Origin of the sequence: Helicobacter cetorum MIT 00-7128 (assembly GCF_000259255.1) — a bacterium.
Taxonomy (GTDB): Bacteria; Campylobacterota; Campylobacteria; order Campylobacterales; family Helicobacteraceae; genus Helicobacter; species Helicobacter cetorum_B.
The window spans coordinates 1,402,072-1,414,996 of the sequence record NC_017737.1 but is presented as its reverse complement, the minus strand read 5'-3'; the positions used below and the strand labels follow the sequence as shown (position 1 = coordinate 1,414,996).

The window sequence follows — 12,925 nt, the reverse complement described above, 5'->3', positions numbered from 1 at the left end:
AAGGCAATAAATGGGTGAAGAAAGTTTAGATGATAAAGATTTAAGTGATAAGGATAATAAGGTAGCTTATGATTCTATGTTGGATATACACAAGCATATTTTTGAGCAGTTAAAGTTTTATAGAAACAAAAGTTAATATTTTGTTGAGTATCAACTTGGTTGTTCTTGGATTATTAGCGCGTTTTTTAATGGGAAATTCTGAAAAAATTATAAATACTTGTCAATATATATTGATTTTTATTCCATTGATATTTTTATTTTTTTCGGTTGTTTTTATTCTTTTGGCATTGTTTCCAAAGACTGATAATCGTGAAGTTGTTGTAAAAAATCAAGTTTCAGAGAATATTTATTTTTATAAATATCTTGCAACGATTAGTGGTGATAAGATAGTGGAACTTATTAAAAAAAAGGCTCATTGCACCAAAACAACCAATGACAAGCAACTTAAAGATTTAGCCAATCAAATTCAAGTGTTATCTAATATTACCAATTGCAAACACAATAATTTTGAATATAGTTTTATATTTTTCTTGATTTTTGTTGTGATGTCTTTTACAATTCTTGCATTATTTTAAGACTATATTATTGGAGTTAGTTTAAAAATGGGATTAGAATTTATAGAAACATTACAAAGTTTTGAAGAATATTGTAATAAGCCGAAAATGTTGTTTTGTGAGTCAATTCCGCTCAGCAAGATAAGATTAGAAACAGATGAATGGATAGAGGCTGATAATGTGGCTTGTGTGTTTGTGGATTTAGAAAATTCCACTAGATTTGCCATCAATCCTACTCAAAAAGAAAAGGAATTTTTTGCTTGGTATGGGGATACTTTAATTAGGATTTTTCATCGTTACGAAACCAAATATACGGATTTTCAAGGCGATGGGGGATTTGCCCTTTTTGATAGCAAGAATAGTTTAAAAGATGCTTTTGATTGTGCTGTAACAATCAATCATTTTTTTAACTATAAGCATGAGATAAAAGTTCGCATTGGTATTGACATAGGGACAATTTATACTAAAAAAGTAGGGGTTCGTGGTGATAATAAGGAAATATGGCTTGGTCCTGTAAGCATAGCCTCAAAACTTTGTAACGAGAAGAGTGGGAATCTTAGGAACATGAGAATTTCAAGTAGGTTTTATGAAAATCTGAGTAAATATGAAAAGAGTTTTTTTAAAAAAACAAGCAATTTTTATCATGGTGGCATTCATTGGGAAAACAAATCTATTTAAGGTATCACAACCTTAAAAAGAGTTGTATTACACTCACTACCCCTTAATCTTTTCCTTATAATACAAACTATGCAAAATCTTAACTTCTTCTATTTCTTTTTTGCCATTTATCATAGAATGCAAAGAGCCTTTAATGGCAAAAAGAGACATGTATAAATGCGTGATGAATAGCCCTATAATGACTAAACCTAAGAAATTATGAATGAGTGCCACTAATCTTAAAAGTGAAATTTGATAAATACCTAAACTAGAGGCTAGAAAGCTTAAGTTAAGGTTATTAAAATACAAAATCGCCCCACTAGCAATCATTACTAAGCCCCCTAAGGTCGCTACCCAAAACCACATTTTCTGTCCGGCATTAAATTTATAAGCCGGCACCTCTCTCTTTTCTTTAGAGAGATAGCCTCCCATAATGAGTAGCCATTGTAAATCCGCTACTTTAAAAAACATGTCCTTAACCCACATTAAAAACATAGGCAACACTGCTATGGTAAAAATCACGCACCCAATAGAGTGTAAAATTCTACACACCCTAACAAACGCCCCACCGCCAAAAAAATCGCCCCAAATCATAATCAGTCCAGTTGGCACTAATAAAATAAAGCCTATAGCGCTAATCCAATGGATAATGCGATTAAAAAGATTAAAAAAAGTGATTTTTGTTTCGTTATGATTAAAGGTTTTTGCTCCAATAGCTAAATAATGAGCCACAAAGCCTAAAATCACGCCAAAAAATACCGCTACATATAGCCATGTAAAATATTGCCCTTGCAAAAGAGTCCATATTGTGCCTAATTGTTGTGTTTGAGTTTGTCCATAGTTTAAAATCCCTAGAACCCTTTCTGAATCTAGGGGCGTAGCACTTAAAAAGGGGCATAACCCCCCTAAAAACAAAAGAGCGGCTTTAATCTTTTTCATGCTAATCCTTTTTTGGTGGTTTAGGGGCGAGTAGATGAAGTTGCGTCTTCAAGTTGGTGCTTGAGCTTAGTTTTAAAATCTTGTGCGTTGGCATATTTAGTCATCACTCTTTTTCTATAGACTTCTGCCACGCTATTTGCATCACCAACCAAAAGAGCGTTAGTCGCACAAGTGGCTGCACACATAGGCACTTGCCCATTAGCAATGCGATTAACTCCATAAAGTTTCATTTCTTTTTCAGAGTTGGTTTCTGCTGGGCCTCCCGCACACATGGTGCATTTATCCATAACCCCTCTAATACTAAACGCTCCATCTCGTGGGAATTGCGGCGCACCAAAAGGGCATGCATATAGGCAATACCCACAACCTATACAGGTTTCTTTATTATGCAACACAATGCCATCAACTCTTATATAAAAGCAATCCACCGGACATACTTGAGCGCAAGGGGCGTCTGTGCAATGCTGGCATGCAATAGAAATAGATTTTTCCTTGCCCTCAATGCCTTCATAAAGCGTAACGACTTTACGGCGATTTAAGCCCACCTCTAATGCATTAGAATGGCTACAAGCCACACTGCATGCATAGCAACTAATGCAACGATTATCATCGCAATAAAATTTCATGCGATTTGAGTTTATCTCAGTTTTTGGAGCGTCTTTATACACAAGATTTGCCATAATTCTTCCTTATTTAACGATTTTATCTACGATTTTACGCACCATAGGTAATACAATAAGAACTGTAGGGAATGCCACAATAAAGGCACTTGCAAAGCTTTTAGCCCAATGGCTTAAAAAATCATTAACGCCAAGATTTAAAAAAGTAATAACCCCACTCATTACAAAGCACATCAAAAACGACATCAAAAAGGAAAAAGTCAGTCCTTTATATTTAGTGGGTATCATTTTTCAATCCTTTTGAATGCTAACATATTCTTTAATACCAAAATTAAGCCTTTTCAATTCTGCATAATCCGGCATTAAATTCCGGAATTTGCGTAACTGGGTCAAAGCCATAGTTAGTAATAGTATTTGAGCTTTCACCAATGGTGTAAGGCTTCGTGCCTTTAGGATAGCGATGAGATAAATCCACCCCTTGTAAAATCCCAGCAAAGCTATAGGGCATACAAATCCTATCAGCGGTTACTGAATAGCTATGAATGGCTTTAACTTTAATTTTAGTGCCTTGGGGGGAGTGTATCCACATCATATCCCCATCTTTAATACTATGATTTAAGGCTAAATCAGGGTGGATATGACAAAACATTTCAGGTGTAATATGTGAGAGATACTTGCTTGTTCTCTCTAGCATGCCAGCCCCACTTAAATTAACCAAACGCATACTAGCAACAATAATAGGAAAATCTTTTACCCACTCTTGCTTGGTCTGTTCGCTAATATAACGCACATCTACCCTAAAATTATTTTTTTGGTCTTTAAAAGTGGGGTATTTCTTGGCTAAATCAGGGCGTGGAGAGTGCAAGGGTTCTCTATGCTTAGGGATTTTATCATCAAATTGCCACACAATCGCTCTAGCTCTAGCATTTCCATAGACACACACACCTTTTTCATCAGCATATTTTTGAATCAGCCCGCTCGTATCCACTTTCCAATTTTCCCCCATGATTTTTTTCTCATGCTCGCTTAGCTTAATGCCTAGCACTTTTTCAATATTGGCCTTAGTAAGCTCTGGATAGCCCCCCTTAATATGAGAGCCTTTGATACTCACGCTTTTATCTGCTAATAAATCATGCCCATTATGCTCAAGTCCAAAGCGGTTTCTAAAGCCCATGCCCCCTTCTTTAGTTGGCACACTCACATCATATAAAATAGGGGTTCCGGGGTGTTTAGATGTCCATGCTGGCCATGGCAAGCCATAGAATTGCCCTTTCATAGACCCTTTGCCCTCTAAAGTCAAGTAATCAAACATGTGCCAATTTTCTTGTTGGGCTTTTAATCTCTCTGGCGTCCAACCCCCTAAACCAATCACTTTAAGCGTTCTTGCCATTTCTTTGCAAGCATCTATAGCAAAATCAAAGGAATCTCTAGTTTTAACTAATTCGCCATTACTATCAAAATCACACATCAAAGCTTTAGTATATTCTTCATAGAACCCAAACTTTTTTGCCATTAAAAACATGAGTTCATGGTCAAGTTTACTTTCATATAAGGGTTTGACTACTTGAGAGCGCCATTGAGCAGAACGATTAGTTGCTACGACAATGCCCTCATTTTCAAACTGAGTAGCTATAGGTAAAATATAAATATTGTCCTTTTTATCACTTAGAATGGCTGCCTCATTTAAAAAGGGTTCAGCAATCACCATTAAATCTAATTTGTCAATCGCTCGTGCAATTTCGGTGTTATGCGCTAGGCTAGAGATGCCATTACCCTGCACCCATAAGCCTTTAATAGGGCTAGTGGAGTAGGTTTTTTCCTCTTGTAAAATTCCTTGATAAAACATAGAGAGTGAAAAACCTTTTTTATGCATCCACTCAGGCGAAAAAAAGCGTTTTTGCAAAAATTCATAACTCACACCCCAACATTTTGCAAAGTATTTCCAACTAGCCTCACTTAAGCCATAATAAGCGGGCAAACTATCAGCCAAACAGCACATATCCGTGGAGCCTTGCACATTATCATGCCCTCTAACAATATTACAACCCCCACCTTTTTTGCCCATGTTGCCTAGGACAAGTTGCAAAATAGATAAAATGCGTGTGTTAGAGCTACCTACGCTATGTTGGGTAATGCCTAATGCCCATAAAAGCGTGGCGGGTTTAGTTCTAGCAAATAGCTCGGTTACTTGATAGAGCAATTCTTTTTTAACACCCGTAATATCTTCTACGACTTCTGGATTATAGCACATAGCCTCTTTTTTAATTGCATCTATGCCATAGGCACGAGTTCTAATGACTTCTTTATCTTCCCAGCCATGCTTAAAGATTAAATGCAACATGCCATAAATAAAGGCAATATCTGTGCCAGAGCGAATACGCACATAAATGTCTGCCTTAGCCGCAGATTTGGTAAAAACCGGGTCAATCACAATAAGCTTGGCGTTATTCCTATCCTTAGCTTGTAAAATATGCTTAAAGCCTATAGGATTACTTACCGCAGAATTTAAGCCTATCATCAAGATTGCTTTAGAATGCCCTACAATATCTCCAAAGTGATTTGTCATCGCACCATACCCCCAAGTATTCGCCACACCGGCGACTGTTGTGCTGTGTCAAATCCTTGCTACATGGTCAATATTATTAGTCCCATAAAAGGCCGCAAATTTCCTAAAGTAATAGGCTTGTTGAGAATTAAATTTGGCACTTCCTAAAAACATCATGCTATCTGGGCCATGCTCTTGTCTCATTTTAAGCATTTTTTCGCTAATTTCATTAATAGCTTGCTCATAGCTAATGCGTTTGTATTCGCCATTTTCTTTTTTCAAAGGGTATTTAAGACGCATTTTAGATTTAACTAAATCTATTTGATCTACCCCTTTACAGCAATGACTTCCTGCACTAATAGGATGATCTTGTGCGACATCTTGGCGTATCCAAACCCCATCTTTAACCTCAGCAATAATCCCACAGCCTGCAGAGCAAATGCTACAAATGGTTTTGACTCTCTTAACCCCAGCATTTGGGTCTAGTATCTTATCAGTCTTTTTGACTTGATTTTCCCCAAAAGCAAGGCTTACACTCGCACCTGCTCCAATAGCTCCCATTTTTAAAAAGGAGCGTCTACTCATTGGTCTTTGTTCCATACTACTTCCTTTCATTACCAAGCAACTTTATAGAAATCTTCCCACGCTTGGGTTTTGCGATAAAGAATTTCTTTTTTGTTGCTCTTGCCTATAACCACGCCATCACTATCACTTGTAGTGTTAGTGAATTTCTTTTCTGGCATAACCGCCTTTAAGCTCTCACTTGCCAAAGCAATGCCACCTAAAGCAAGGATTGCTTTTTTGAGTGCGCTTCGTCTTTGCATACTCTATCCTTTCAATGAAGATTAAAAAATAATCTTTCATGTTTTATAAAGGCTCTCAAAATACTAGCAAAATTAAGATAACAAACGCTCTTTGGGTGCGTTTGCAATCTGTGTAAAAAGTCATCACAGAACAAATGAAACAATTCTTTAAACAATCTCTCATGCAAAACATAAGCCTTTTTATCCTTGTTGATACATTCAAACAATAAAGCGTTCATTAAAAGCGTTAAAAAACTCAAATCATCTTCACTGATTTTTTGTTTGATTAAGGGGCTAGTGATTTCTAGCTCTGAGAGCTTTAAAATTTCAATCGCCTTTAAGCGTGAAAGGGCGTTTTCTTGCTTATCTATATAAAAGGACGCGCTTAATGGCACAAGATTATAGGTAGGGGAGAATAGCACTAAATTTTGCTCGTTTTTAAAACTTTCAAAATTTAAAGTCGTTTTTAAGTTTTGCCATGCGTTTTGTGAAGTTTCATCAAAAGCAAATGATGATAAGTGATTAACTAATTCTTGCAAGATTAAAAAATCTTTTTCTTCTTCTATGAAACTCACTAAATAATGCCAAAGCCTATAATACAACGCTCTGGCTTTAAATACATTTTCATCTACTTGCATTATTACTACTTTAGAATGGAATTAATATCTAAAAAATCTTCTAGCATAATTTTGATTTTACAATCAGCGCATGCATAAAGTGAAGCGATTTTTCTCTTATCATCTTTAAAAATGGGGGTCATCATGTTAGCGATTTTTAGCACACTTTTTTGGGTGCCAATAGGCTTAGAACACATCTTGCATTTAAAAATTTCATCTTTAGCTAGAACTATAGGTTTAAAATAATTAGGCTCTAAACTGATACCATCTCTAAATAATTTCAAGCAATCTTTTTCAGGACAAATATTCTCGCAATACCCACAAGTGGTGCATAAACTTGCTTGAAAACTTAAAGTGTAGTTATTACCATCAATACTTAAGGCATTCGTATTACACGCCCCTACACATGACAAACACAAGGTGCAATTATCTTTGATTTCAATATGTCCGTAGCGGATAAACTCCCCACAACTTGTTTTTTCTTTATAATGTGTTTGACCTACCATAAAACTAAGTCTTTCAGAAAGGCTATCTCTTTTAGTATGTTGTATAATCTTAGGGGGCGTGAAATGAGTTTGCAAAAGAAGTTGAGCGTTATTTAAATGAGCTTGTAAGTTTTCTAAATTGCTTGCTACTAAAATAGCGTCTATTTTATAGATAGTTTGATAAATTTCATTTAAAAGCTGAATGCTCTCTAATGTGCCTATGCTTAAGTCATTGAGTTTTGGAGCAAAAAGCACGATTTGAGAGCCACTTTCTTGTAAAAGCGTGAGCAAATAGGTTTGTTCCAATACATTAAGATTTAAGCATAGGGGCAAAACTTCTTTTTTAAGATTGACTTTTAAATTTTCTAAATCTCTATCTAAGAGTAGGGGAATAGTGCCTTTGTATAATTTAGAGATTTCTTCAAAGCCTTCTAAATTCATCTTATTATCCACTAACGCCCCACTAGGACACACGCTCACGCATTTAGCACAATCTATGCATGCACTATGATTGATGATTAAATGGCGGTTATCTTCGCATGTTAGATTATTTTTAAGAGCGATTTCTTTATCCATTTTAGTGATAGCTAGACTAGGGCATACTTCAGTGCATTTAGCACAGCATTCAACTTGTCGTTGGTGATACTGGCAAATGCTTGCGTTATAGCTAAAATGCTCACTTACTTCTTGCAACTCTTGCTCTTGCTTTTCTATAAAGCTAATTTTAGTGTTGTCAAAATCAAATTTTAAAGCATTCACTTCGTATAAGAGACTTAAACTTTGAGCTAATTCTAAAACGCCTTGTGCAGAATTTTGAACAAAAAAATTCACTTCTTTGGCAATCACTTTAGCTTTAGGATTTTCTACATTACACACTATGCACTCTATATTAGGCGTTGTTGTAACTTGAATATGGTCATGCAAGATTACATTAGGATTTTTAGGGTCTTTTATATAAATAAACTCAGTCATTTTCTTATTATATGGTGATTGGTAAAATAAAAAATAAACCAATAACAAATCCAATTTTAATGAGTTTGGTTATAATGATAGGTATGAGTGCTTTAAAACATTTTATACAAGAATTTTATGAGCGGTTGTTTTACTTTATAGATTTAATCGCACAGCATTTTGTGATTGTCTCGCTTTCTAGCCTAATGGTGCTGGTTTTTGGGGTTTTGATTGGGGTTTTTGTGTTCTATAGCTCAAAGGCTAGAATATTCTTGCTCCCTATAGTGAATTTTCTCTATACCATTCCTTCGCTTGCGTTGTTTGCATTATTCATTCCTTTAATTGGTGTGGGGTTAAAAAACGCTCTTGTGGTATTGGTCTTATATGGCTTATTACCGATTGTTCATAGCACCTATAACGCCTTAAAAGATGTGAGAGAAGAAGTGATTAAGGCTTCTATTGGGCTAGGGTGCAATCAAAAAGAGTTGTTTTTTAGAGTGCGTTTTTTATTGGCTATCCCACAAATTTTAGTGGGCTTAAGAATTGCGGTGGTAATGCTAGTGGCTATGGCTGGAATTGGAGCATTGATTGGGGCTGGGGGATTGGGACAAGCGATTTTTAGGGGGCTAAACACTCAAAATACCATGCTCTTAGTTGTGGGTAGTTTCATCATTGCGTTATTTAGTGTGTTAGCGGATAAGTTTGTGAGTGTATTTCAGCACGAAAACGCTTTGCAACGCTTGTGTTCTCAAAACGCTACTAAAAAACAAAAGATAAAGGTCTATACTAATTTGGCGTTATTTGTATTCTTGCTCATAGCGAGTGTGTTATGGCTAGTGCCTAAGAACACGACAGAGCAAAAGCCTTTAGTCGTAGCAACCAAACTCAGTAGCGAGCAATATATTTTGGGGGAGATTTTAAGCACTTTGTTAGAAAAGCACGCTCATTTGCCTATTAAGCGAGCCTTTGGCATTGGTGGGGGGACTATCAATATTCATCCGGCATTGCTTAAGGGCGATTTTGATATGTATGTGGAATATACCGGCACCGCATGGGTGAATACACTCAAAAATCCGTTGAAAGAAAAAGTAGATTTTAAAGAAATTAAAAGGCGTTATGAGAAAGAATTTAATCTTTTATGGGTGGGGCTTTTGGGCTTTAATAACACTTATTCCTTAGCCATTTCTAAGGAAAATGCTCAAAAATACTCTATTCAAACTTTTAGCGATTTAGCCCTTTATAGCGAGCATTTTGACTTTGGGGCGGAATTTGACTTTTTTGAAAGAGATGATGCGTTTAAGGGCTTAATGAAAGCCTATGGCTTTAAGTTTAAGAGCTTGCATGAAATGGATATTAATTTGCGTTATAAAAGCTTTGTGTCTCAAAAAATCAACGCCCTAGATGTGTTTACTACGGACGCTCAAATCAAAGAATTGCATTTAAAAGTGCTTACAGATGACAAGGGATTCTTTCCTAACTATAAAGCTGGCATTGTTATAAGAAAAGAAGTTGTCAAAAAGTATCCTAAGGTTTTAGAAATTTTAGAAAAATTAAATTCAAAGATTACTGATGAGAGAATGCAAGATTTAAATTACCAAGTAGAAGTGTTGAAAAAAAGCCCCAAGGCTGTGGCTGAGAGTTTTTTAGAAAGTATTGGGTTATAACAGATGGAAGAAGTGGTTAAAATAGAAAATGTGTCTTTTAGCTATCAAAATCGTGTTATCTTTAAAGAGTTTAATCTAAGCATTAAAGAAAGGGATTTTTTATGCGTTTTAGGGGAGAGTGGGAGTGGTAAAAGCACGCTTTTAGCTTTGATTTTGGGGCTATTGAAACCAAGTTTAGGGAGTGTTAAAGTCTTTAATGAGACTCTTGATTTAAAGAATACTCATTTAAGACAAAAAATCGGCTATATCGCTCAAGGTAATTCCTTGTTTCCCCATTTAAATGTGTTGCAAAACATGACTTTTTGCTTGAATTTACAGGGCATAGACAAACAGGTGGCTCAAAAAGAAGCTGTAAATTTAGCGTTAAAAGTGGGCTTAGATGAGAGTATTTTAGACAAGTTTCCTAATGAATTAAGCGGGGGTCAAGCTCAAAGGGTGGGCATTGTTAGGGGGATTATCCATAAGCCAGAGCTTATTTTACTAGATGAGCCTTTTAGTGCCTTGGATAGTTCTAATCGTAAGAATTTGCAAGATTTAATTAAAGACATGCACACGCACTCTCAAGCTACCTTTATTATGGTAACGCATGATGAGAGCGAAGCTAAAAAGCTTTCTACAGAGATATTAAGGTTTGATTGATAAGTTGAGCCTTAAATTTTAAGGCTCTTTTAAAAATTCTGGTGTGGTGTTATCGGTTGGGGTTTGCATAGAAGAGTTGGTATTGCTTTGTGTTTTTGGAGTTGGTTTTTTATAAAATGGTGGCGCTTTATACCCACAGCCATAAAAGGTTGTTACTACGAGCGCATAAAAGCATGCTAAGATAAGTTTATGGAACAAAATATTTTCTCCTTATTGGTTAAAAAAAAGTCTTGTCGCCTTAAAAAGCTTGAGGAATTTTCCAAACTCAAGCGCCTTAAGGTTTTGTTACCCTTAAGTTTACAAGAAAATCTCAAAGTTGTTGCTATTAAAGATGATAAATTGTTGTTTGCTTTTGAAAGCATTTGGGCATGCAAGGAGTTTAATAAAGAACATTCTAAGAGAGTGGGGAGATTTTTAAAAGAAAATGTTCAAATGTTGGAATTAAGAACAGATTTAGAGATTATAGGTTATGTGCCTAAAGACTCATTAGAAAAAGCCGATTTTAATGCTCCCATTAAAAATTTGAACCAATTTTATTGCCCTAGTGCTTTAGGTAATTTTCATAATTCTATTCAAGATGAGACTTTACATGCCTTGTTTGAAAAGGCTCGCTCGCTGATTGGGTATCAGCGCAGACTCTTTGAGAATTAATAATGTCTAGTTTGCTTGCTAGTTTAAAGAACTTGCCTGAATGTAGTGGGGTGTATCAATATTTTGACAAAGACAACCAACTACTTTATATTGGCAAGGCTAAGAATTTAAAAAAGCGTGTGAGAAGTTATTTTTCTATTCAAGATGATGAAGTGTTTGTAAATAAGCGTAATAGCCCTCGTATTCAAATTATGGCACATCAAATTAGAAGTTTGCAAACCATTTTAGTAGAGCATGAACAAGACGCTTTAATTTTAGAAAATTCTTTGATTAAGCAACTTAAACCTAAATACAATATCCTTTTAAGAGATGATAAAACTTACCCTTATATTTATATGGATTTTTCAGTTGATTTTCCTATCCCTTTAATCACACGAAAAGTCCTAAAACAATCTAACATAAAGGTTTTTGGCCCTTTTACTAGCGGAGCAAAGGATATTTTAGATAGCTTGTATGAATTGCTTCCTTTGGTTCAAAAGAAAAATTGTATTAAAGACAAAAAAGCATGCTTATTTTATCAAATAGAGCGTTGCAAAGCCCCATGCGAAAATAAAATCACTAAAGAGGAATATTTGAAAATCGCTCAAAGAGCCTTAGAGATGATTGAAAATAAAGATTTGTTGGTTAAAGAACTAGCATTAAAAATGGAGCGTTTATCTAATCATTTGCGTTTTGAAGAGGCGCTTATTTATAGAGATAGAATTACTAGGATTAAAAAAATTGCTCCCAATTTGCGCATGGATTTGGCTAAGCTTTATGATTTAGATATTTTTGCGTTTTATAGTGAAGGGCATAATGCGGTATTAGTGAAGATGTTTATGCGAGAGGGGAAAATCATTTCTTCAGCCTTTGAAAGATTGCACTCTCAAAATGATTTTGATATTGAAGAAGTTATCAAGCAAGCGATTTTAAATCATTATCAAGCTCATTTGCCCTTTGTGCCAGAGCAAATTCTTTTAGCCCAAAGCTGTAATGATGAAACCTTATTAGAATTAGAGACTTTTTTAAATAATAGGTATCATAAAAAAGTTTCTTTAGTGGTGCCTAAAAGGGGCGATAAATTTGCTTTAATTCAAATTGCTATGACAAACGCTAAAGAAATTTTTAATGCTAAGGCTTTGGAATTTTTAGACGAAGAAGAGCTTTTGTTAAATATTCAAGAATTATTTTCATTACGCTTATTGCCTTATAGGGTGGAAGTTTTTGATACAAGTCATCATGCTAATAAGCATTGTGTGGGGGGAATGATTGTGTATGAAAATAAGGAATTTCAAAAAGATTCTTACAGACGCTATCATTTAGAGGGCGAGAATGAATACGCTCAAATGACTGAATTACTCACTAGAAGGGCTTTGAGTTTTGATAAAAATCCCCCACCAGATTTATGGGTAATAGATGGCGGTAAAGCGCAACTAAAGATTGCTTTAGAAGTGATTGCAAGCAGTGGGAGTTCTGTAGAAGTGATAGCTATTTCTAAGGAAAAAAGAGATTTTAAGGCCTATCGCTCTAAAGGGGGGGCTAAAGATATGATTCATACAAGCTCACAAACTCTAGCCTTATTACCAAGCGATAAGCGTTTGCAATGGGTGCAAAAATTGCGTGATGAAAGCCATAGATATGCCATAAGCTTTCATAGAGCCCAAAAACAAGCAAGCGTTAAAAAAATCGCTCTTTTAGAAGAAAAAGGCATAGGAAAAGCAAGTGTGAAAAAATTACTAGATTATTTTGGAAGTTTTGAGGCGATTGAAAAAGCAAGCGAGCAAGAAAAAAACGCTGTTTTAAGAAAACGAATATAAGGAA

Annotated in this window: 14 protein-coding genes and 2 pseudogenes; 8 read left to right on the top strand and 8 right to left on the bottom strand. The window is 35.4% G+C overall.

What is annotated here, in order from left to right; all coding sequences use genetic code 11:
- The first annotated feature begins 10 nt into the window (after positions 1–10).
- Genes HCW_RS09885 through HCW_RS06580 form a run of 3 tightly spaced genes read left to right on the top strand, consistent with a single transcriptional unit; the run spans position 11 to position 1,232 of the window.
- Positions 11–136, top strand: coding sequence for a hypothetical protein (locus HCW_RS09885; RefSeq protein ID WP_269208192.1), 126 nt, complete (start codon positions 11–13; stop codon positions 134–136).
- A 4-nt stretch (positions 137–140) separates the two neighbouring features.
- The gene (locus HCW_RS06585; protein ID WP_014661446.1) at positions 141–575 is read left to right on the top strand and encodes a Pycsar system effector family protein; all 435 of its coding nucleotides are present in this window, start codon (positions 141–143) and stop codon (positions 573–575) included.
- A 27-nt stretch (positions 576–602) separates the two neighbouring features.
- Complete coding sequence (locus HCW_RS06580) at positions 603–1,232, top strand: adenylate/guanylate cyclase domain-containing protein (RefSeq protein WP_014661445.1); 630 nt, start codon at positions 603–605, stop codon at positions 1,230–1,232.
- A gap of 36 nt (positions 1,233–1,268) precedes the next feature.
- Here the strand turns inward: HCW_RS06580 and HCW_RS06575 are convergent, their stop codons facing one another.
- Genes HCW_RS06575 through HCW_RS06540 form a run of 7 tightly spaced genes read right to left on the bottom strand, consistent with a single transcriptional unit; the run spans position 1,269 to position 8,192 of the window.
- Positions 1,269–2,150 (bottom strand): formate dehydrogenase subunit gamma, encoded by an 882-nt coding sequence (locus tag HCW_RS06575; RefSeq protein WP_014661444.1) that lies wholly within the window; start codon positions 2,148–2,150, stop codon positions 1,269–1,271.
- A gap of 20 nt (positions 2,151–2,170) precedes the next feature.
- Positions 2,171–2,830: a formate dehydrogenase FDH3 subunit beta gene (fdh3B, locus tag HCW_RS06570; RefSeq protein ID WP_014661443.1), complete on the bottom strand. Its 660-nt coding sequence runs from the start codon at positions 2,828–2,830 to the stop codon at positions 2,171–2,173.
- A gap of 9 nt (positions 2,831–2,839) precedes the next feature.
- The gene (locus HCW_RS06565) at positions 2,840–3,058 is read right to left on the bottom strand and encodes a DUF2798 domain-containing protein (protein ID WP_014661442.1); all 219 of its coding nucleotides are present in this window, start codon (positions 3,056–3,058) and stop codon (positions 2,840–2,842) included.
- A gap of 43 nt (positions 3,059–3,101) precedes the next feature.
- Entirely contained in the window at positions 3,102–5,930 is a 2,829-nt protein-coding gene (locus tag HCW_RS06560; protein WP_419470986.1) for a formate dehydrogenase subunit alpha, read from the bottom strand.
- Entirely contained in the window at positions 5,930–6,139 is a 210-nt protein-coding gene (locus HCW_RS06550; RefSeq protein WP_014661439.1) for a hypothetical protein, read from the bottom strand. Before HCW_RS06550 ends, HCW_RS06560 begins: the two co-directional genes overlap by 1 nt.
- 11 nt (positions 6,140–6,150) lie before the next feature.
- Positions 6,151–6,756, bottom strand: coding sequence for a hypothetical protein (locus HCW_RS06545; protein WP_014661438.1), 606 nt, complete (start codon positions 6,754–6,756; stop codon positions 6,151–6,153).
- 5 nt (positions 6,757–6,761) lie between these two features.
- Positions 6,762–8,192: a 4Fe-4S dicluster domain-containing protein gene (locus tag HCW_RS06540; RefSeq protein ID WP_043902675.1), complete on the bottom strand. Its 1,431-nt coding sequence runs from the start codon at positions 8,190–8,192 to the stop codon at positions 6,762–6,764.
- A gap of 83 nt (positions 8,193–8,275) precedes the next feature.
- On the opposite strand from HCW_RS06540, the gene HCW_RS06535 reads away from it, so the two are divergent.
- Positions 8,276–9,835, top strand: a complete 1,560-nt coding sequence (locus HCW_RS06535) for an ABC transporter permease/substrate-binding protein (protein ID WP_043902673.1) — start codon at positions 8,276–8,278, stop codon at positions 9,833–9,835.
- 3 nt (positions 9,836–9,838) lie between these two features.
- Positions 9,839–10,474 carry an ATP-binding cassette domain-containing protein gene (locus HCW_RS06530; protein WP_014661435.1) on the top strand — a complete coding sequence of 212 codons (636 nt, stop codon included), beginning with the start codon at positions 9,839–9,841 and terminating at the stop codon, positions 10,472–10,474.
- 18 nt (positions 10,475–10,492) lie between these two features.
- Here HCW_RS06530 and HCW_RS06525 read toward each other — a convergent pair whose 3' ends face one another.
- Entirely contained in the window at positions 10,493–10,672 is a 180-nt protein-coding gene (locus tag HCW_RS06525) for a hypothetical protein (RefSeq protein WP_014661434.1), read from the bottom strand.
- Between HCW_RS06525 and HCW_RS10030 the strand changes: the two are divergent.
- The 3 genes and pseudogenes from HCW_RS10030 to uvrC all read left to right on the top strand — a co-directional run.
- A pseudogene (locus HCW_RS10030) lies at positions 10,664–10,865 on the top strand (hypothetical protein); the annotation flags it as partial. The gene HCW_RS06525 and the pseudogene HCW_RS10030 sit on opposite strands and share 9 nt — an antisense overlap.
- A 59-nt stretch (positions 10,866–10,924) precedes the next feature.
- Positions 10,925–11,125 (top strand): annotated as a pseudogene (locus HCW_RS10025) (hypothetical protein); the annotation flags it as partial.
- Positions 11,126–11,127: 2 nt separating this feature from the next.
- The gene (gene uvrC / locus HCW_RS06515; protein ID WP_014661432.1) at positions 11,128–12,921 is read left to right on the top strand and encodes an excinuclease ABC subunit UvrC; all 1,794 of its coding nucleotides are present in this window, start codon (positions 11,128–11,130) and stop codon (positions 12,919–12,921) included.
- The last annotated feature ends 4 nt before the right edge of the window (positions 12,922–12,925 follow it).